The sequence below is a fragment of the Alkalicoccus chagannorensis DSM 18086 genome, from assembly GCF_000429725.1.
GTDB classification, from domain to species: Bacteria; Bacillota; Bacilli; order Bacillales; family Salisediminibacteriaceae; genus Alkalicoccus; species Alkalicoccus chagannorensis.
Map to the genome: position 1 here is coordinate 17,153 of NZ_AUCK01000027.1, position 20,607 is coordinate 37,759.

18 protein-coding genes, 1 other RNA gene and 1 other annotated feature are annotated in these 20,607 nt (G+C 52.9%); of the genes, 18 read left to right on the forward strand and 1 reads right to left on the reverse strand.

Annotation, left to right across the window (positions count from 1 at the left end):
• The first annotated feature begins 4 nt into the window (after positions 1-4).
• The 16 genes from queA to ssrS all read left to right on the forward strand — a co-directional run bounded on the left by queA (position 5) and on the right by ssrS (position 18,001).
• Entirely contained in the window at positions 5-1,069 is a 1,065-nt protein-coding gene (gene queA, locus G477_RS0112300) for a tRNA preQ1(34) S-adenosylmethionine ribosyltransferase-isomerase QueA (RefSeq protein ID WP_026698205.1), read from the forward strand.
• A complete protein-coding gene (tgt, locus tag G477_RS0112305) occupies positions 1,050-2,189 on the forward strand; it encodes a tRNA guanosine(34) transglycosylase Tgt (protein ID WP_026698206.1) in 1,140 nt (379 codons plus the stop codon). The genes queA and tgt overlap by 20 nt, the downstream gene beginning before the upstream one ends.
• A 121-nt stretch (positions 2,190-2,310) precedes the next feature.
• On the forward strand, positions 2,311-2,574 hold the full coding sequence (yajC, locus tag G477_RS0112310; protein WP_026698207.1) for a preprotein translocase subunit YajC: 264 nt from the start codon (positions 2,311-2,313) through the stop codon (positions 2,572-2,574).
• Between the two features lie 204 nt (positions 2,575-2,778).
• Positions 2,779-3,588 carry a DUF368 domain-containing protein gene (locus G477_RS0112315; protein WP_026698208.1) on the forward strand — a complete coding sequence of 270 codons (810 nt, stop codon included), beginning with the start codon at positions 2,779-2,781 and terminating at the stop codon, positions 3,586-3,588.
• A gap of 23 nt (positions 3,589-3,611) precedes the next feature.
• Positions 3,612-3,902, forward strand: a complete 291-nt coding sequence (locus G477_RS0112320; protein WP_026698209.1) for a post-transcriptional regulator — start codon at positions 3,612-3,614, stop codon at positions 3,900-3,902.
• Positions 3,903-4,080: 178 nt separating this feature from the next.
• Positions 4,081-5,415 carry a protein translocase subunit SecD gene (gene secD, locus G477_RS20970; protein ID WP_245575507.1) on the forward strand — a complete coding sequence of 445 codons (1,335 nt, stop codon included), beginning with the start codon at positions 4,081-4,083 and terminating at the stop codon, positions 5,413-5,415.
• Positions 5,399-6,349 (forward strand): protein translocase subunit SecF, encoded by a 951-nt coding sequence (gene secF, locus G477_RS20975; protein WP_084406245.1) that lies wholly within the window; start codon positions 5,399-5,401, stop codon positions 6,347-6,349. The genes secD and secF overlap by 17 nt, the downstream gene beginning before the upstream one ends.
• A gap of 103 nt (positions 6,350-6,452) precedes the next feature.
• Complete coding sequence (locus tag G477_RS0112330; protein WP_026698210.1) at positions 6,453-7,343, forward strand: cation diffusion facilitator family transporter; 891 nt, start codon at positions 6,453-6,455, stop codon at positions 7,341-7,343.
• Between the two features lie 2 nt (positions 7,344-7,345).
• Entirely contained in the window at positions 7,346-7,657 is a 312-nt protein-coding gene (locus G477_RS0112335; protein WP_026698211.1) for a LapA family protein, read from the forward strand.
• A gap of 480 nt (positions 7,658-8,137) precedes the next feature.
• Positions 8,138-10,456, forward strand: coding sequence for a single-stranded-DNA-specific exonuclease RecJ (gene recJ / locus G477_RS19565; protein WP_035211991.1), 2,319 nt, complete (start codon positions 8,138-8,140; stop codon positions 10,454-10,456).
• Positions 10,457-10,469: 13 nt separating this feature from the next.
• A complete protein-coding gene (locus G477_RS0112345; protein WP_026698212.1) occupies positions 10,470-10,982 on the forward strand; it encodes an adenine phosphoribosyltransferase in 513 nt (170 codons plus the stop codon).
• Positions 10,983-11,146: 164 nt separating this feature from the next.
• On the forward strand, positions 11,147-13,330 hold the full coding sequence (locus G477_RS0112350; RefSeq protein WP_026698213.1) for a RelA/SpoT family protein: 2,184 nt from the start codon (positions 11,147-11,149) through the stop codon (positions 13,328-13,330).
• Positions 13,331-13,348: 18 nt separating this feature from the next.
• On the forward strand, positions 13,349-13,807 hold the full coding sequence (gene dtd, locus G477_RS0112355; RefSeq protein ID WP_026698214.1) for a D-aminoacyl-tRNA deacylase: 459 nt from the start codon (positions 13,349-13,351) through the stop codon (positions 13,805-13,807).
• A gap of 36 nt (positions 13,808-13,843) precedes the next feature.
• Positions 13,844-14,063: a binding site (T-box leader), on the forward strand.
• A 368-nt stretch (positions 14,064-14,431) separates the two neighbouring features.
• The gene (hisS, locus tag G477_RS0112360; RefSeq protein ID WP_026698215.1) at positions 14,432-15,718 is read left to right on the forward strand and encodes a histidine--tRNA ligase; all 1,287 of its coding nucleotides are present in this window, start codon (positions 14,432-14,434) and stop codon (positions 15,716-15,718) included.
• Positions 15,719-17,521 (forward strand): aspartate--tRNA ligase, encoded by a 1,803-nt coding sequence (gene aspS / locus G477_RS0112365; RefSeq protein ID WP_026698216.1) that lies wholly within the window; start codon positions 15,719-15,721, stop codon positions 17,519-17,521.
• 293 nt (positions 17,522-17,814) lie between these two features.
• Positions 17,815-18,001, forward strand: a non-coding RNA gene (gene ssrS, locus G477_RS20980) — 6S RNA.
• A gap of 33 nt (positions 18,002-18,034) precedes the next feature.
• Here ssrS and G477_RS0112370 read toward each other — a convergent pair.
• Positions 18,035-19,381 carry an AAA family ATPase gene (locus G477_RS0112370; protein ID WP_026698217.1) on the reverse strand — a complete coding sequence of 449 codons (1,347 nt, stop codon included), beginning with the start codon at positions 19,379-19,381 and terminating at the stop codon, positions 18,035-18,037.
• Positions 19,382-19,551: 170 nt separating this feature from the next.
• On the opposite strand from G477_RS0112370, the gene G477_RS0112375 reads away from it, so the two are divergent.
• Complete coding sequence (locus G477_RS0112375; protein ID WP_342664184.1) at positions 19,552-20,199, forward strand: YczE/YyaS/YitT family protein; 648 nt, start codon at positions 19,552-19,554, stop codon at positions 20,197-20,199.
• Complete coding sequence (cymR, locus tag G477_RS0112380; RefSeq protein WP_026698219.1) at positions 20,183-20,602, forward strand: cysteine metabolism transcriptional regulator CymR; 420 nt, start codon at positions 20,183-20,185, stop codon at positions 20,600-20,602. The genes G477_RS0112375 and cymR overlap by 17 nt, the downstream gene beginning before the upstream one ends.
• Positions 20,603-20,607: the final 5 nt, after the last annotated feature.

Below are 20,607 nucleotides of genomic sequence, written 5' to 3' on the forward strand. Positions count from 1 at the left end.
CAAGATGGACGTGTCACAATTTGACTATGACCTTCCGGAGGAACTCATTGCCCAGACGCCGCTGTTGAACAGAGAAGCTTCCAGGCTGCTGGTGCTCGACAAATATACAGGGATGCAGGAACATAAAAGGTTCCGCGATCTGCCTGCTTTTCTCCGGCCCGGCGATACGCTCGTGCTCAACAACACGAAGGTGATTCCGGCCCGGCTGTTCGGAATAAAAGAAGAGACTGGAGCGAAAATAGAAGTGCTTCTGTTATCAGAAGGGGCTGAGCATACGTGGGAAGCACTTGTGAAACCCGCGAAGCGTATTAAAAAAGGCACAGCCGTCACGTTCGGAGACGGGCTGCTTGAGGCGGTCTGCACGGAAGAGCTGCCGGAAGGGCGCCGCCGGCTGGCGATGCGTTTCGACGGTATCTTTCATGAAGTGCTCGACCAGCTTGGTGAGATGCCGCTTCCTCCATACATTCAGGAGCAGCTGGAAGAGAAGGACCGGTATCAGACGGTATACGCTGCTCACCGCGGTTCCGCTGCTGCCCCGACGGCGGGACTCCACTTTACGGAGGACATGCTGGCATTTCTGAAAAGCAAAGGCGTACATACCGCCTATTTGACGCTGCATGTTGGACTCGGCACTTTCCGCCCGGTTTCAGCCGAAACAGTGGAGGAACATACGATGCACGCAGAGTATTATGAGCTCCCGCAGGAAGCAGCGGACGTACTCAACAGTACGAAGGCTGCAGGCGACCGCATTATCGCTGTCGGAACGACCTCGGCCCGGACGCTGGAAACGATTGCGAGGGATCTGGACGGTTCGTTTCAGAAGGCTTCCGGCTGGACGGATATTTTTATTTATCCCGGTTTCCAGTTCCGGGCCGTGGATGCGCTGCTCACGAACTTTCATCTGCCGAAATCGACACTTATGATGCTCGTCAGCGCACTGGCCGGAAGAGACGCGATTCTCTCTGCCTATCAAGAAGCAGTAAAGCAGCAGTACCGATTTTTCAGTTTCGGTGATGCGATGCTTATCACAGATACAAAGGAGAGAGACGATGCACGCAGTAACGTATGAACACATCAAAACGTGCCGGCAGTCCGGTGCGAGACTCGGACATGTGCATACTCCGCACGGAACGTTCGAGACACCGATGTTTATGCCCGTCGGAACGCTCGCAACCGTGAAAACGATGAGTCCGGACGAACTAAAAGAGATGAACGCGCAGATTATTCTCAGCAACACATACCATCTCTGGCTGCGTCCTGGAGAAGATATTATTGAAGAAGCCGGCGGTCTCCACAAATTCATGAACTGGGACCGTCCGATCTTGACCGATTCGGGTGGATTTCAGGTGTTCAGTCTGAGTGACCTCCGCAGCATTACAGAAGAAGGCGTGCATTTCCGTAATCATCTCAGCGGGGAGAAACTGTTTTTGACACCGGAAAAATCGATGCAGATTCAAAATGCACTCGGTCCGGATATCATGATGGCTTTTGATGAATGTCCGCCGTATCCCGCCGAACACAGCTACATGAAAGCGTCGGTGGAACGCACGAGCCGCTGGGCAGAAAGATGCCTGGAAGCGCACAGCAGAAAAGGAGATCAGGGACTTTTCGGCATTGTCCAGGGAGGAGAGCATCCGGACCTCCGAAGGCAGAGTGCAGAGGACCTCGTGTCTCTTGATTTCCCTGGTTATGCCATCGGTGGTCTTTCTGTCGGTGAGCCGAAAGACGTGATGAATCAAGTGCTGGAGGAAACGATGCCGTTCATACCGGAGGATAAGCCTCGCTACCTGATGGGTGTTGGTTCAGCGGATTCGCTGATTGACGGGTCTATCCGCGGCATAGACATGTTTGACTGCGTCCTGCCTACTAGAATTGCCCGGAACGGGACGCTCATGACGAGCACCGGCCGGCTGGTCGTCAGAAATGCGAAATTTGCCAGGGATTTCCGGCCTCTGGACGAGAACTGCAGCTGCAGCGTCTGCCGGAATTATTCCCGTGCCTACATTCGTCATCTGATCAAAAGTAACGAAATGCTCGGCCTGCGGCTCTGTTCCTATCATAACCTGCACTTCCTGCTGCAGCTGATGGAAGACGTGCGGCAGGCGATCCGGGAAGACCGGCTGCTGGATTTCAGAGAGGCCTTCTTTGAAAGTTATGGTTTTAACCGCCCGGATGCGAAAAATTTCTAGGCTATGGACAATTGTCAAAGAAATGATGATTGATTTTCCAAGGGAAGTTTGTCTACAATAGTGATTGGAATAGTACAGTCGAAAGTGGGCTGTTCCTTTTAGGGGAAGGGAGTGAAGTGATTTGGATTTACTAGGTGCGCTTATACCGTTAATTCTGATGTTTGCCATCTTCTATTTTCTGCTTATTCGACCACAGCAGAAAAGACAGAAGAAAATTCAGGAAATGCATTCGAACCTGCAAAAGGGAGACCGTGTAATTACGATCGGTGGCATGCATGGCACGATTGATGCAATCGATGAAGACCGTATTGTACTCGATGTCAACGGCAGTGACAAGCTGACGTTCGACCGACAGGCAATCCGCGAAGTGACAAACCAGGATTAAGCAGAAAGGGGGTAACTGAAGGATGGTATATCCGGCGGGCCCCCTTTTTCTAATGGAGCAGAAAAATGATTCAGCATGAGCAGGAGGGGTGGCAGCATCCGCTTCAAGGAAGGACAAGATGACGTTCTCCTTTCCATAAGCGGCTTCCGCACATTCCTCGGACTAAATAGATGCAGCCCGGCTGCTGAGTGAGGAGATGCGTTTGTGAACTGGAAAAATGTGTACCGAGGCGTACTGATGGGCATCTGTGACACCGTACCCGGCGTCAGCGGAGGCACCATGGCTGTCATTCTTGGAATCTATGAAGAACTAATCCGATCGATCAGCGGGCTGATGAGCCGTGAATGGCGTTCGCATCTCGGCTTTCTCTTTCCGCTGGGAATCGGAATGGGCGCGGGTCTCGTCGGCTTCATGAATATCATGGACCAGCTGCTGCAGCGGTATCCGCAGGAAATCTTTTTCCTCTTTTCCGGCCTGCTGATCGGTGTTCTACCCTTCCTTTGGAGAGAAGGACAGCAGCGGAGCAGGTTCCGTGCCGCGCATTGGGCTATTTTGATGGCCGCGGCGGCAGGAGCTTTTTTCATCAGTACGGGAGCGTCCGCGGTGGGAGGAGCTGCCCTGGAACTTACGGCTTCCAATGCCTGGTATTTCTTCCTGGCTGGATGGGCGGCCAGCACAGCGCTGCTGCTCCCCGGCGTCAGCGGTGCGTTTATCCTGCTGCTCTTCGGCCTGTATGAGACGGCATCTGCTTCCCTTTCCGTCACCTCCCCGGATATCGGCGTCATTTTCGTACTCGGGAGTGGTGTTGCTGTGGGGGCTCTCTTGAGCAGTAAAGCCATCAAGTGGCTCCTTGCCTCTGTTCCTTCGTATACGTACGCAGCCATCATCGGGCTCATTCTCGGTGCCGTGACGTCCCTGCTTCCCGGATTTGGTGCAGGCAGCACGCTCATCAGCGTGGCTGCTTTTGGAGCTGGCATAATCATCGCGTATGTATTAAGCTTGAAACAGCCATGATCAACAGACAGGAGGCGGGACACGTGGAACAGAAATGGGAAGAGTGGCGCAGAAAACTGGACCCGATTCTAAAGAGCAAGCAGGAAGAGTGGGTGCAGCTCGGGTACGAAAAAGTATCAAAAGAGGATGTCTGGAAAACGTTCATCTACAAATTGGAGAAGCAGAAAGACCTGCCCGAACTCCGGCTGCACTGGATGGCTTCCCAGCTATTTCGTCTGTCCGTAAACGATTATATGAACCGGGAGCTGATCAGCGCCTATAAGCAGGAAGACTGGTTTTCGTCAAAAGGGAGCTTTTCCCTGCGGGACCTGTAAACCTGCGGCGAAAGGTTGATTGACAGACGATTTTCAGTCTGACTATAATAGTGCTGTTGCTCAAATTGTACGTGATGCACACGGATGGGACGAGGGATGCGGAGGAGATCGCGCTCTGCATCCTTCTGCTGTGTTAAAAAGTGAAAACGGCGCACATCCATTGAAGGAGGAAGTGTCATTGGCTAATAGGAGAAAAGGGATCCGAAAGAGTCTGCTGGCGTTCTTTTTCGTGATTGTCACTGCATTAGGTGTACTTATCGCCTCCAATGTAATGGATCACGTCGAAGACATCAGCCTCGGTCTGGATCTGCAGGGTGGTTTCGAAGTGCTGTACGAAGTGCAGCCGCTCGACGGGGAAGAAGATACAGAGATAGACAGGGAAATGCTGACCGACACGGTCAGTGCGCTGAATGCACGAATTGACGTGCTCGGTGTATCTGAACCGAGTATCAATATTGAAGGGGACGACCGCATCCGTGTGCAGCTGGCAGGTGTCGATGACCAGGAGCAGGCACGAGAACTGCTTTCCACGCAGGCGCGGCTCGAGTTCCGCGACGTCGATGACGAGCTGATGATGGACGGCGGTGATCTCGTGGAGGGCGGTGCCCAGCAGAATTTCCACGGGGAAACGAATCAGCCGATCGTTTCTGTCACAGTGGACGATGCGAACCTCTTCCAGGAAATTACTACCGATATTTCCGAGCGTCCGCCTGGAGAGAATCTGCTTGTCATCTGGCTGGACTATGAGGAAGGCGACTCCTTTGAGGAAGAACAGATGCGTGGAGAAGATTCAAAAATTGTTTCGGCACCCCGCGTCCAGAGTCCGATTGCATCACGTGATGTCATGATCGAAGGAGACTTCACGACGGAGGAAGCACAGGATCTCGCTGGTATTCTAAACGCCGGAGCACTGCCGGTGGAACTGGATGAACTCTCCTTGAATTCCGTCGGTGCACAGCTGGGAGAGCGTTCCATGGATCTTGCAGTGAATGCAGGGTTCGTCGGAATTGCTCTGATTTTCGCCTACATGATGGCATATTACCGCTTCATGGGTGCGGTTGCTGTGCTTACGCTCAGTGCTTACGTCTACTTCGTTCTGGTGATTTTCAACTGGTTGAACGCAGTGCTGACGCTGCCCGGAATCGCTGCCTTGATTCTTGGTGTCGGCATGGCCGTCGATGCGAATATCATCACGTTTGAACGGATCAAAGATGAACTCCGGACCGGGAAATCAGTGATGAGTGCATTTAAAGCGGGAAGCAGGCGTTCGTTCTCGACGATCCTGGACGCCAATGTCACGACGATTCTTGCCGCTGCTGTGCTCTTCTATTTTGGTACCAGCGCTGTACAGGGCTTTGCCGTGATGCTGATTGTCAGTATCCTTACCAGCTTCCTGACTGCTGTATTTGGTTCAAGGCTGCTGCTGGGGCTGTGGGTAAACAGCCGTATTCTGAACAAGAAGCCTAAGTTGTTCGGTGTGAAGGAGCGTGAAATTGATGAACTTCGATCCTAGAACGAGTAAGCTCGATTTTGTGAAGCACCGGAAGAAGTTCTTCTCTTTCTCTGCTGTGTTCCTGATGGTCGGCATGATTCTCCTGTCTACTGTCGGATTGAACCTCGGTATTGATTTTGCAGCAGGAACGACGGTGGAAGTCCTGGCGGAAGAAGAAATAACTGCGGCTGAAATCGAGCAGGAGTTTGCAGACATCGGTTATGATCCGGATGACGTCGTGCTTGCCGGAGATAACGACATTGCACGGGCCTCGTTTGTCGGTGGATTGAGTGATGACGAGTCGCTCGAAGTACAGTCGCATTTTGACGACTTGTACGGCAACACACCGAACGTAGCGACGATTACGCCAATTGTTGGAGAAGAACTCGCGATGAATGCCTTCATTTCGGTCCTCATCGCGTCACTCGGCATTATTATATACGTGACCTTCCGCTTCGAATTTCTGTACGGGGTGTCCGCGATCATTGCGCTCTTCCACGACGCACTGTTCATTATTACCGTATTCAGCATTGTGCAGATGGAAGTGAATATTCCGTTCATCGCTGCTGTCTTGACGATTATCGGGTATTCCATCAACGATACCATCGTCACGTTTGACCGTATCCGCGAAAACATGAGTCTGGAAGAAAAAGTGGAATCCTTTGAAGAAGTGTCTGCTGTCGTGAACAAAAGCCTTGTTCAGACGCTGGCCCGCTCGATTAACACCGTCCTCACGGTGGTCTTCGCTGCTGGAGCACTGCTTTTGATCGGCGGCGAAGGGCTTCGGGTTTTCTCTTTTGCTCTCGTCGTCGGCCTTGTCGCCGGGACCTATTCCTCGCTTTTCATCGCCGCACAAGTATGGGCTGTCCTGAAGACAAAACAGCTGGAGCGTCGACGCCGCAAGCGTGAAGAACAGGAAGCGCTGGAAGCAGAGCAGGCGGAAACAGAAACATGATACAATGAACGCAGAAAGGATCCGCACCGGCTGACGGTTTGCGGATCTTCTTTCTATCGGTGTCCATGTATCCTTGATCCGGATAGAGAAGGGAGTGGCAGCAATGGGAGAGCGTGACAAGAAAGTCCAGTTCGGCGCCTGGATCGGTATTATCGGCAACCTGATGCTTGCCGTCATTAAAGGCATCACAGGTATTGCTGCCGACAGCAGGGCTCTTGTTGCGGATGCCCTCCACTCTGCTTCAGATGTCGTCAGTTCCATCGCTGTGCTCGTCGGTGTACGGGCTGCGCAGCAGCCACCGGATGACGATCATCCTTACGGACATGGAAAAGCAGAGACAGTGACAGCCATCATTGTCGCCGTCCTTCTCTTTGTCGTAGGGTTTGAAATTGCTGTCGGCGCTGTTCAGTCCATGTTTACCGAGCTTAGTGTTCCTGGAGTATGGGCGCTCTATGCCATCGTTTTTTCTATCGTACTGAAAGAAATGATGTTTCGTTATAAGCTATTTTTGGGTAAAAAATACCATAGCGAAGCGTTAAAAGCCGATGCGTGGCATCACCGTTCCGACGTGTTTTCTTCCGTTGCTGTTCTGATCGGGGTCGGTGCTGCGCTGGGTGGAGCAGCCTTGAATATTCCGGGCGCTGTCTACATGGACCCTGCTGCCAGTATCGTCGTAGCCTTTCTGATCCTTCGCATGGGTTGGAAACTCGGCAGTGAAGCTGTTCACATCTCACTCGATCATGTTCTCCACGAGGAAGAAACAACGTCCCTCTGGAGGAAAGCGGAGGAGATCAACGGAGTCATGCAGGTGGACGAACTTCTCGCAAGAGAGCTCGGTCACTATGTCATTGTCGATATTAAAGTCTCCGTCGATCCTCTCATTACAGTCGAGGAAGGGCATGCTATCGGTAAGAAGGTCAAACAGGAACTGATGACTTTTACCTTTGTAGAAGACGTCAGAGTCCATATCAATCCTTATTCCGAGGAGGAATAGACATGAGAGGTCAATGGGGTCTGATTGCAGGTCTGGTCGTTATCTTAATCATCGCTGTCTTTGCTGTTATCAATGTCGATCCAGTAGAAGTCAATTATCTTTTCGGACAGAGTGAATGGCCGCTTGTTCTGGTCATTATCGGTTCTGTCCTGATGGGCGGACTGATCGTCGGATTCGTCGGGATATACAAAATCTACCGGCTGCAGCAGGAAAACAAACAGCTTCGTGCTGGAAAGTCACCAGATGGCGGGAAAACGCCTGATGGAAAAACGGATAACAAAAAAGGGGCCAAACCGCAGGAGCTCGGAAAATAATTCCGCGTTCTCTCTGCGCACCGTCCAGCGCCCGGCAGGGGCTGTCAATCCCTGCCGGGCGCTTTTTTGCGTGGTGAGAATGTTTGCGTTCTCATCGAGGGAGACGGCACGGGAAGAAAGATGAACCCTTTCTTTCCTCAACAAGCCTGCGGCGCCCTCCGTTGCGGAAAAAGGCGCTCCGCGCTTTTGACCTTTCCTGCGAGAGAGGACGTCGGTCTTGGGCAGCGAAGCCGTTCCGTCCAGTTTTTTGAACAAGTGAAGAGCTTGATCACGCTACCGGCCGGCCTTTCGAAACAATGCCTGCTGATCCGGTCTTCCGGGACGGGAAGTTCACTAACGCCGGGATAGTTACAACAGATGTGCCGGAGTCCTGGGGATGAACATCATGTTTAGCAGGCACGGGGAAGGAGCAGGCAAGGTGGAAAGTCTCTTTGTATCCGCCTTTCTCTTATGTATAATAGACAAGTCAGGGGTGATAGGATGATTAAATCGAAAGCATCCTGGTTTGTACAGGACATCAATGATCAAATAACAGAAGACATACAGAAGAAAACCGGCCTGAGCCCTATTGCTGCCCGGTTTCTGGCGCAGCGGGGTATCACAGAAGCCGGCGAAATACAGCATTTCCTTCACGCCGGAAGAGAGCAGCTGAACGACCCTTTTTTACTGAAGGGGATGAGGCAGGCTGTTGACCGGATCCACCAGGCCATCGAGGCGGGGGAAAAAATTCTCGTGTTCGGTGATTACGATGCAGACGGCGTCACGAGTACGACGGTGCTCTATCAGACGCTGATGGAGCTGGGTGCCGAGGTCGGCTGGTACGTACCGAACCGGTTTTCCGAAGGATACGGGCCGAATGATGCCGCATTTCAGCATGCTGCAGAAGAAGGGGTCCGAGTCATTGTGACCGTTGATACGGGTATTTCCGCATGGAACGAGGCGCAGACGGCCGCTTCCCTAGGGATGGACTTAATTATTACAGACCATCACGAGCCGCCGCCGGAGATTCCTCCGGCGTTCGCTGTGATCAACCCAAAACAGGAGGGCTGCACGTACCCTTTTAACGAACTTGCAGGAGTGGGCGTGTCCTTTAAACTATCCGAAGCGCTTCTCGGACGTTTCCCAGAAGAACACCTCGACCTTGCCGCAGCAGGGACCATCGCAGATCTGGTTCCGCTCCGCGGCGAGAACCGGATTCTTGCTGCAGAAGGACTTCATGCGCTTCGAAGAACGAAACGGGTTGGTATTCAGGCGCTGCTGACGCAAGCAGGCAAAGAACAGTCGGAAATAGATGAAGAGACAGTCGGTTTCCTGATCGGCCCGCGGTTGAATGCAGCCGGACGGCTGGACAGCGCCGATCCGGCGGTTGAGCTGCTTCTCACGGATGACCCTGCAGAAGCAGAGGAAATCGCGATCATGATCGATGAGCTCAACCGCGAGCGGCAGGACATTGTCAAAGTCATCACGGAAGAGGCCGTCGAAGTAGTGGAAGCACAGGGCGTCCCTTCGGTTCTCGTGGTAGCAGGCGAAGGGTGGAACCCGGGTGTGATCGGGATTGCCGCGAGCAGACTTGTCGAACTCTACTATCGGCCGACGATTGTGCTCTCTCTCATGGAGGACGGCACAGCGAAAGGTTCTGCCAGAAGTATCGAAGGGTTCGATATGTTCCGGTCTCTGTCCACAGCCCGCGACATTCTGCCTCGGTTTGGAGGGCACCCGATGGCGGCTGGCCTGACGATGCAGCAGGAAGACATCGAAGATCTCCGCAGCCGGCTGATTCATCTGGCAGAAGAGACGATGCGGCCGGAAGACTGGGTGAAAAAGCTGCACGTTGATCTTCCAGTCACCGTGGAGGAGATCAGTGTAGCGGCGATACAGGATCTGGCTCAGATGGCTCCGTTCGGTATTGAAAATCCCGCTCCGAAAGTGCTGCTGAATCAAGTGGTTCTGGAGCAGGCGAAAAAAATTGGAGCCGGCCAGGATCATTTAAAAATGACGCTCGCTTCCGGCGATCACAATACAGCGCTCGATGCCATTGCCTTCCGCATGGGGGACATATACGACCAGCTCTCCAGTACGGCTCCGGTCTCCGTCGTCGGCAAGCTTTCCATCAACGAATGGAACGGCCGGGTCAAACCGCAGCTGATCGTTGAAGATCTTCAGGTAACAGAATGGCAGCTGTTTGATTTCCGCGGTGATAAAACGATCTGGAGACAGGAACAGGCGCGCACGCTGATTTATTTTCAAACGATCCCGACTGATATCCCGGACACGTGGCGGGTTGTTCATTCCGAAGAAGTTGATGGGGCCGACGTGCGTCATGCGCTGCTGTTTGATCTGCCGGAGACGATGGACCAGCTTGGAGAGCTGATGCAGTCGTTGACAGACCTGGAGCGCCTGGATACTGTGTTTTATCATAAAGAGGATTATTTTTTTGCCTCGCTGCCAAACAGAGATCAGTTTAAGTGGTTTTATGCCATGCTGAAAAAACGCGGGTCATTCAACTTGAAGGAGCATAAAAAAGCCCTTGCTGACCATAAAGGCTGGAGTGAAAAAACGATTTCCCTTATTTGTCAGGTGTTTTTCGAGCTGGAATTTGTTAAAATGGACGATGGTGTTGTCACGCTTCATCCAGAACCTGCATCCAGGAAGCTGGAAGAGGCGCCGACATATCAAAAACACAGTCAGAAAAGCCGGATTCAGCAGGAGCTGTGCTATTCCCCGCTGAAGGAACTGAAGCAGCAGCTCGAACAGTACCGGATTGCTGCACGCAGCGCTTCTGTTGAGGCAGGAACATAACAGGAGGATGTACATGGACTTTAAGCAGTACGTAACAGTAGTAGAAGATTTTCCGCAGGACGGTATTCGTTTTAAAGATATCACGACCCTGATGGAAAATGGAGAAGCGTATCAGAAAGCAATCGAGCAGATGACGGAATTCGCCGAAGCGCGGGACATTGATGTCATCGTCGGACCGGAAGCACGCGGCTTTATCGTCGGCTGTCCGATGGCCGTAAAGATGGGCAAAGGATTCGTACCGGTCAGAAAAGCAGGCAAACTTCCACGCGAAGTGCTTGAAGTAGACTACGGTCTGGAATACGGCAAGGATTCCCTTAACATTCATAAGGATTCCATCAAGCCGGGCCAGCGTGTTCTGATCACAGATGATCTGCTCGCGACCGGAGGCACCATTGAAGCGACGATCAAAATGGTGGAAGAGCTCGGCGGTATCGTAGCCGGCATTGCCTTCCTCATTGAACTGAGCTACCTGGACGGCTCCGACCGTCTGAAAGAGTATGATGTCTTTACGCTGATCACGTATTAATAACCAGTCAGATCCCGGGAGCGGTCCAAACCGCTCCTATCTACATATACAGCAGGAATGTATGATAAAATACACGGCATAGACGGCGGCAGTGAACCACGGGCTGCAGCCGAAAGCGTCTTCCATTAAATGGGGGAAATCTTGAAGAAACGTAAGGTGATTCCATGACTAGTGAGCAGGTGCTGGAGCAGGCAGCAGAATATTTATCACAAGAAGACGTCGCCAAACTCCGCCGTGCTTATGAGATGGCGGAATATGCCCATAGAGAGCAGTACCGGCGCTCAGGTGAACCGTACATATGGCACCCAGTGCAGGTGGCCGGTATTCTGGTCGAACTCGGCCTGGATCCTGACACCATCGCTGCAGCTTTTCTGCATGACGTGGTTGAGGATACCGACGTCGGCCTGGAAGAGCTGGAGGAAGCTTTCGGAGCGGAAGTGGCCATGCTTGTCGACGGGGTGACGAAGCTCGGTAAAATCAAGTACAAATCGAAAGAAGAACAACAGGCGGAAAACCACCGGAAAATGTTCGTCGCCATGGCGAAAGATATCCGGGTCATCCTGATTAAGCTGGCAGACCGTCTGCACAACATGCGCACGCTGAAGCACCTGCCGCCGGAGAAGCAGCGCAGAATCTCGAATGAAACGCTCGAAATTTTTGCTCCGCTCGCACACCGGCTCGGTATTTCCAAAATCAAATGGGAACTTGAGGATACATCCCTGCGTTATTTGAATCCGCAGCAGTACTACCGGATCGTGAACTTGATGAAAAAGAAACGGGTGGAGCGGGAAAGCTATATTGAAGAGGTACAGAACCTGCTTCAGGATCGCCTCGGCGGCATGCAGATTGAAGCGGATATCCACGGCCGGGCGAAGCACATCTACAGCATTTACCGCAAAATGGTGCTGCAGAACAAACAGTTCAACGAAATTTACGACCTGCTGGCTATCCGGATTGTCGTGAAGAGTATCAAAGACTGCTACGCGGTGCTCGGAACCATTCATACGCAGTGGAAGCCGATGCCGGGCCGGTTCAAAGATTACATTGCGATGCCGAAAGCGAACATGTACCAGTCACTCCATACGACCGTGATCGGACCGAAAGGGGACCCTCTCGAAGTGCAGATCCGCTCGGAGGATATGCATAAAGTTGCTGAATTCGGAGTTGCAGCGCACTGGGCCTACAAAGAGGGGGGGACAGTCGAAGATTCGGAGTCGCTCGAGACGAAAATGTCCTGGTTCCGCGAAATCCTTGAATGGCAGAACAATACAAACGATGCACAGGAATTCATGGAATCCCTTAAAATCGACTTGTTCTCGGACATGGTGTTCGTTTTTTCGCCAAAAGGAGATGTCATTGAGCTGCCGAAAGGTTCTGTTCCGCTTGACTTCGCCTACCGGATTCACACGGAGGTCGGCAACCGCTGTATTGGTGCGAAAGTGAACGGGAAGATGGTCCCGCTCGATCATAAACTTCACACCGGCGATATCGTGGAAGTACTGACGTCGAAACATTCCTACGGCCCGAGCCAGGACTGGATCAAAATGACGCAGAGCTCCCATGCCAAAAACAAAATCCGCCAGTGGTTCAAGCGGGAAAAGCGGGAAGAAAACGTAGAAAAAGGCCGCGACATGGTGGAGAAGGAAATCGAGCGTAAAGGCTATAAGCCGAAGCAGATCCTGACGAAAGAAAACCTCGAACGTGTGATGGATAAATTCAGCTTCACGTCAGAAGAAGACTTGTATGCTGCTGTCGGTTATCAAGGCATTACGGCAGCCCAGGTCGTCACACGTCTGACGGACCGGATCCGTGCAGAGGAAGAAATCGTCGATACCCGGACGCTGACCGAAGCCGTAGAGGATTTGAAGCCGCAGCAGAAGCAGGCGCCGAAAACAGACAAGACCGGTGTGCAGGTGAAGGGTGTGGACAACCTCCTTATTCGTCTGTCGCGGTGCTGCAATCCGGTTCCGGGGGATGAGATTGTCGGCTATATCACGAAAGGACGCGGCGTTTCTATTCACCGCAGCGACTGTCCCAACGTCAAGAATTATGACGAGAACAGCCGCCTGCTTGATGTCGAATGGGAAAGCGAAGTGCCGCAGTCTAAAAATTATGATGTAGACATCGAGATCACCGGCTATGACCGGCGCTCTCTGCTCAACGACGTGCTGCAGGCCGTCGCGGAAACGAAGACAAACATCCATGCTGTCAGCGGGAAGGCAGATAAGGATAAAATGGCAAAAATTGATATGACGGTGTCGATTCAGCATACGGCTCATCTGCAGAAAGTAGTAGACCGCGTAAAGCAGATCCCGGACATTTACACAGTACGGCGCGTCATGCACTAGAGAGAAGGAGCATGGTTGATGAGAGTCATTTTACAGCGATCCGGCAGTGCGTGCGTTACTGTCGGAGAGGATGTTACAGCGGAAATAGATCACGGCCTTGTCCTGCTTGTCGGCATCACGCATGACGACACGATGGAGGATGTTATTTACACAGCAGACAAAGCTGCCGGACTGCGGATTTTTGAGGATGAAGCAGGAAAAATGAACGTCTCGGTAAAAGAGACCGGCGGCAGCGTCATCACGGTTTCCCAGTTTACGCTTTATGGTGATACGCGCAAAGGGCGGCGGCCGAACTTTATGAAAGCCGCCCCGCCGGGAGAGGCCGAGGCGATGTATGAGGCATTCAATACCCGTCTGCGCACAGAGCACGGACTGCACGTGGAAACGGGCCGCTTTGGTGAAATGATGGACGTTTCGCTGACAAACAAGGGACCTGTTACGATCATCATCGACAGCAGTGAGAGGAACCCCTCTTGACAGAACGAAACGGAATTCGTATGATAAACAAATACTTACGAACCGGTAACGGAGAAGAGTAGAGCAGGATCCCCATTTACCAGAGACAGGCTGCCACGGCTGCGAGCACCTGAAATGAACCTGCTTGAATGAACACTCCTCAGGTGTCTCCCTGAACATAAAGTAGGGGCGGCCGTCATTCAGGCGTTAACTGATGAGTGGAAGCAGCATGCTTCAACTAGGGTGGTACCACGGGTCAAAGACTCTCGTCCCTGACATTGTCAGGACGGGAGTCTTTTTTTTAGTATAGGAATGTATAAGTTCTCATACAGTGTGACGGCGGCTCCATGCTCTGCTCGGGAAGAAACAAAGAACGTTTTCTTCCCTCAAAAGCTTGCAGCGCTTCCGCACGCCGTTCCGACCAAAAGGCGCTTTGCGCTTTTGTTCGCTTCGTAGGAATGGCTGAGTTTTCATCGACGGCGGCTGCGTCCGCTGTCCGGAAAAAACGAAAAGCCGGGACTTCCCTTCGAGAGCTCGCACTGGACGCCGCAGTAACCGGCTCGAACGGTTGTTTCACAGGAGAAGCACACGGAGTGCCCGCCGTCCGCCCTGCAGAGAAATTGGCATAGAAAAGGAGAGGTCGATATGGGATTTAACATACCGAGAGGGACACAGGATATTTTACCCGGAGAAGCGGAGAAATGGCAGCTGATTGAGGCGAAAGCGCATGATATCTGCCGCCGATTCAACTACAAAGAGATACGGACGCCGGTCTTTGAGCAGACGGAGCTGTTTGCGAGAGGCGTTGGAGATACTACAGACATCGTGCAGAAAGAGATGTATACATTTAACGACCGGGGCGGAAGAAGCCTGACGCTCCGACCGGAGGGGACTGCTTCGGTCGTCCGATCGTTTGTCGGGGAGAAAATGCACGGCTGGGTGGAACAGCCGGTAAAGCTGTACTATACCGGCCCGATGTTCCGCTACGAGCGCCCGCAGTCCGGACGTATGCGCCAGTTTGTCCAGTTCGGCGTGGAAGCTCTCGGCAGTGCCGATCCGGCTGTAGACGCGGAAGTCATCGCTTTGGCGATGACGTTTTATGAAGAACTCGGGCTGGAGAAACTGAAGCTCGTGATTAACTCTCTTGGAGATAAAGACAGCCGCGAAGCGCACCGCCGGGCACTGACTGCACACTTTGAACCTGTTCAGGACGAGCTGTGCGAAGACTGCCGCACCCGTCTGCACCAGAACCCGCTCCGGATTTTAGACTGCAAGGTGGACAAGAACCACGCACGCATGAAGGATGCTCCCTCGATTCTTGACTATTTGAACGAAGAATCACAAGCGTACTTTGCAGACGTGCAGCGCTACCTGGACGAAATGGGGATCGGTTATACGGTCGATGAAACGCTGGTACGCGGCCTCGACTACTACAACAACACGGCCTTTGAAATCATGATGGAGGGCGAAGGGTTCGGTGCCATTACGACGCTTGCCGGCGGTGGCCGCTACAATGGGCTCGTAGAAGAGATCGGCGGGCCGGAAACACCGGGAATTGGTTTTGCACTGAGTATCGAGCGGCTGCTGATGGCGCTGGAAACCCAGGGCGTAGAGCTGATTGAAGATACGCCGCTCGAGGTATATCTTGTCACGATGGGGGAGGAAGCAGCGAGAAGAGCCCCTTCCCTGCTTCAGGAGCTCCGTCGTGCAGGGTTTACCGCCGATACAGACTATCTCGGCCGGAAAATGAAAGGCCAGATGAAAGCAGCAGACCGTCAGGGAGCAGAAGTCGTCCTCCTGCTCGGCGACAATGAGCTTGCTGAAAACAACATTAACGTCAAAGACATGAAAACCGGAGAGCAGCAGCTGGCAGACTTGTCCAGCTTAACAGAGACGCTCCGGCGCACATTGACAACGAAGGGAGAATCTTAATTGAAACAACGAACGCATACATGTGGAGAATTGACAGAACAGCAGATCGGCTCGAAAGTAACCCTGCAGGGGTGGGTGAAGCGCCGGCGTGACCTCGGCCAGGTGATTTTTATTGACCTGCGTGACCGGTCGGGGCATGTGCAGATCGTGTTTAACGGAGAAGTGAATCCGGAAGCACTGCATACCGCAGAGGATGTTCGCTCGGAGTATGTGCTGGAAATCACCGGGGAAGTGCTTGAGCGGGATCAGGAAAACGTGAACGATAAAATTTCGACCGGCCGGATTGAAGTGCTGGTCGATGACGTGCAAGTCCTGAACGCTGCAAAAGGCCTTCCGTTCGTCATTGATGAAGGCGATGAGCTCAATGAAGATGTCCGCCTGAAATACCGGTACCTGGATCTCCGCCGTCCAGCCATGCAGGATACGATGATGCTGCGGAGCAGAACGACGAAGCTCATCCGGGATATTCTGGAAGAGGAACGGTTTCTTGAAATGGAAACACCGATGCTGACTAAAAGCACGCCGGAAGGGGCACGTGACTACCTTGTCCCGTCGCGGGTGCATGAAGGAGAATTCTATGCACTTCCACAATCTCCTCAGCTGTTCAAGCAGCTGCTGATGGTTTCCGGCTTTGAGCGTTACTTCCAGATTGCCCGTTGTTTCCGGGATGAGGATCTGCGTGCAGACCGCCAGCCGGAATTCACCCAGGTCGATATCGAAGCCTCCTTCATGGGCAGGGAAGAGCTGATGAAGATGATGGAAAACATGATGCAGCGGCTCGTCAAAGAACTCCGCGGAGTGGATGTAGAAGCACCGTTCAAGCGTCTTTCCTACGACGAAGCGATGAACCGGTACGGATCGGATAAGCCGGATACAAGATTCGGCATGGAGCTGACCGACGTTTCTGATCTGGTGAAGGACAGCGGGTTTAAGGTGTTCTCCGGGGCTGTCCAAAACGGCGGCGCCGTGAAAGGCATCTGTGTGAAAGGAATCGCCCCGGATTATTCCAGAAAAGATCTGGATGAACTGAGCAGCTTCGCCGCGATTTATGGCGCGAAAGGGCTCGCCTGGCTGAAAGTAGAAAGCGGCTCGGAAGTGAAAGGTCCTGTTGCGAAATTCTTTGACGAGGCCCAGCAGAAGTCCTTGATCGAAGCTTTCGATGCAGACGCGGGGGATGTCCTGTTGTTTGCAGCAGATAAGCTGCAGGTCGTATGGGACGTTCTCGGCGCGCTGCGGACCAAGTTCGCGAGAGAGCTCCAGCTGGTGGAACCGGGCACGTTCGATTTTCTCTGGGTCACGACGTTCCCGCTTCTTGAGTATGATGAAGATTCCGGACGCTACGTCGCGCTGCACCACCCGTTCACCCGTCCAGTCGACGAAGATCTTGATAAACTCGAATCTGCACCGGAAGAGGTACATGCAGAAGCCTACGACCTCGTATTGAACGGATACGAGCTCGGTGGTGGATCCCAGCGTATTTACGAGCGGGATCTCCAGGAAAAAATGTTTACCGCGCTCGGATTCTCTGAAGAAGAAGCGAAAGCGCAGTTCGGTTTTCTCATGGATGCGTTTGAATATGGTACGCCGCCGCATGGGGGAATTGCTCTCGGTCTGGACCGTCTCGTGATGATTCTGGCCGACCGTACGAATCTCCGCGATACGATTGCTTTCCCGAAAACAGCGAGTGCCAGCTGCCTGTTGACGGATGCACCGAGTCCGGTGGAGCAGGAGAAGCTCGACGAACTGCACCTGGAAGTGAAAGCAAAGAAGAAAGAAGAAAAAGAAAGCAGCAAAGACGCATAAAACACCATCATGGATGTACATCCAGATGTGTGCGCCGGAAGGAAACGTCGTTTTTCCCTCCGGCGCTTCTTCTTTCGATTGACAAAGGCATGCCTGGTTTTTCAACGCCTCCGGCAGTTCTTTCCGCTGCACGCAGCGCATGTTTTTCCTGCGATGAAGAGACAGCGCTTTTTCCTCAATTCAGCCAGAGGACTCACCCTGCTCCTTGTATTAACAGAATTTTTCGAAATCGACACTTGCAATCTGTGACTTATTCGGGTATATTGAGGGTACAACAGATGTTATCCAGTGTAAGAGTCCTGCACTGCACGTTCTTCCCATACGGTTTGAGCCAACATTGTAACCTTGGGAGCATCTTCGTTCGTCAGGAATGGGCATGCCCCGCCATACCAGGCAGGGGACGTCCGGCCCCGTCGACAGAGCACCCACCTGCCGCTGCAGGTTCAAAACAGTGTAAAGAAACGACAGAACGGGACTCTTATCCTTACATACGACATAACGAAGGCGGCGGGTCTAGGACCTGCCGCCTTCGTTGTGGATGCGTTCAGAGAAATAATCGAGCCGTTTCTGGACGGTTTTTTCGTAGCCGTTGGAGGAAGGGTGGTAAAACTGCTTTTTCCTTAAATGGTCAGGGAGATACTGCTGGACAACATAATGATTTTCGTAGTGATGCGGATAGAGATAGTTCTGTCCGTGCCCGAGACGTGATGCTCCTTTGTAGTGTGCATCGCGCAGGTGAACCGGCACATCGCCGGTTTTTTCTTTCCGGACGGTTTCCAGCGCCGCATCAATACTCTCGATCACGCGGTTGCTCTTCGGTGCTGTAGCCAGATAGAGAGCCGCTTCTGCAAGAGGAATGCGCGCTTCCGGCATGCCGAGAAATTCCACGGCGTGATACGCAGCTTCTGCGATCAGCAGGGCATTCGGATCCGCCAGTCCGACATCTTCTGCAGCATGGACATACAACCGTCTTGCGATGAATTTAGCATCTTCACCGGCATAAATCATTTTGGCCATCCAGTACAGCGCAGCGTCCGGGTCTGAGCCTCGGATGCTCTTAATAAAAGCGGATATCGTATCATAGTGATTATCGCCGTCTTTATCATACTGGAGCACCCGCTGTTGAATGGATTGTTCCGCTGTGCCGGTATCAATGACAATCGTGCCGTTTTTGTCGGGATCCGTCGTTAGCACTGCGAGTTCGAGCGCATTCAATGCCGTTCTCGCATCTCCCTGGGCTGTCTGAATAATGTGATCCATGGCAGCAGGGTCGACGAATACATCGTATCTGCCGAAACCACGCTCCTCGTCACGGAGGGCTTCCTGCATGACGTCGTTCATCTCGCTGTCCGTTAATTTTTCCAGACGGAACAGACGGGAACGGGACAGCAGTGCTGCGTTCACTTCGAACATCGGGTTTTCCGTTGTAGCCCCGATGAGGGTGACCGTCCCGTCCTCTACGTGCGGCAGCAGAGCATCCTGCTGGCTCTTGTTGAACCGATGGATTTCATCGATGAAGAGCACGGTTTTCTGGTCATGCATCATCTGTCGCTCGGACGCAGCTTTCACCACTTCCTTAACGTCTTTGACGCCCGCTGTGACGGCGTTGAGCTGCTCAAAGTATGCGCTCGAAGCACCGGCGATCACCTGGGCGAGCGTCGTTTTACCCGTTCCCGGGGGTCCGTGGAAAATCATTGCGGAGAGCCGGTCTGCTTCAACCGCCCGTCTTAAAAGCGTTCCTTCCCCGATGATGTGCTGCTGGCCGTGGATATCTTCGAGTCTGCGGGGCCGCATCCGCGCAGCGAGAGGTCTGCGGCCGCTCGTCTGTTCCGCTTGGTCTTTATGAGAAAATAAGTCCATATTCCGCCTCCTGATTCGAGCAGTGTTATTGCAATTTTACCGGATGCCCGGTAGAATGCAAAGGGTTTGTACTATTTGAAGAAAGACGTGTGCCCCGACCGCCGCCGTGCGGATGCGGAATGGGGCTGCACTCTGTTATAATAGGGCTGGAAGTAGAGGAGGAGCGGCTTGTGATACTGGGGATGAATACAGCTGGACGGACGTTCCGGTGGTTGGTGTTTGCAGCAGGGCTGATGATCATGAGTCTCGGCGTCTCCCTGATGATACGGGCGCAGCTCGGCAGTGCCCCCTGGGACGTGCTTCATATCGGTTTGATGCAGCAGTTCGGCCTGACTGTCGGGACATGGACAGTAATCATGGGATTTCTTCTCCTGGCAGTCTCGACCGTCCTGACGAAAACACTGCCGCAGATGGGGGCCTGGCTGAACATGCTGCTCGTCGGAGCCTTTGTAGACATGTTTCTGATTCTGATTCCTGCAGCAGACATCCTGTTCGTGCAGTCGCTGATGCTGCTCGCGGGTATTCTCATTATGGGATTTGGCATCGGTGTCTACATTTCTCCGCGCTGCGGCGCCGGTCCGAGAGACAGCGTTATGCTGGCTCTGTCAGAAAAAACAGGAGCAACGGTTGCCAGGGTACGTATCTATATGGAGGTACTCGTACTGGCTGCCGGATGGCTTCTCGGTGGGCCGGTTTTTATCGGAACCATTCTGTTCAGCCTGACGATCGGGCATGTGACTGGATTTTCCCTTCGCCTCTGCTCTACATGGATGGATCGATTTATGGAAAGAGGGATGAGACTTGAAAATATCAACTAAAGGCAGATATGGATTGACTATTATGATTGCCCTGGCAAAAAAACACGGGGATAAACCGACGTCGCTGAAATCGATTGCCAAAGACCATAATTTATCGGAGCACTACCTCGAGCAGCTGATTGCTCCGCTGCGGAATGCGATGCTGGTCAAAAGTGTCCGTGGGGCATACGGCGGCTATATGCTTGCCAAAGATCCGGAAACCATTACGGCTGGAGATATTATCCGTGTACTGGAAGGACCGATCACACCAGTGGAAATCATTGATGACGAAGAGCCGGCCAAGCGGGATCTATGGATAAAAATACGCGATGCAGTAAAAGACGTTCTCGACTCGACGACGCTGCAGGATCTCGCAGAGTACGAAGGAGACAACGGGCAGGACAACTACATGTTTTATATTTAGCATGC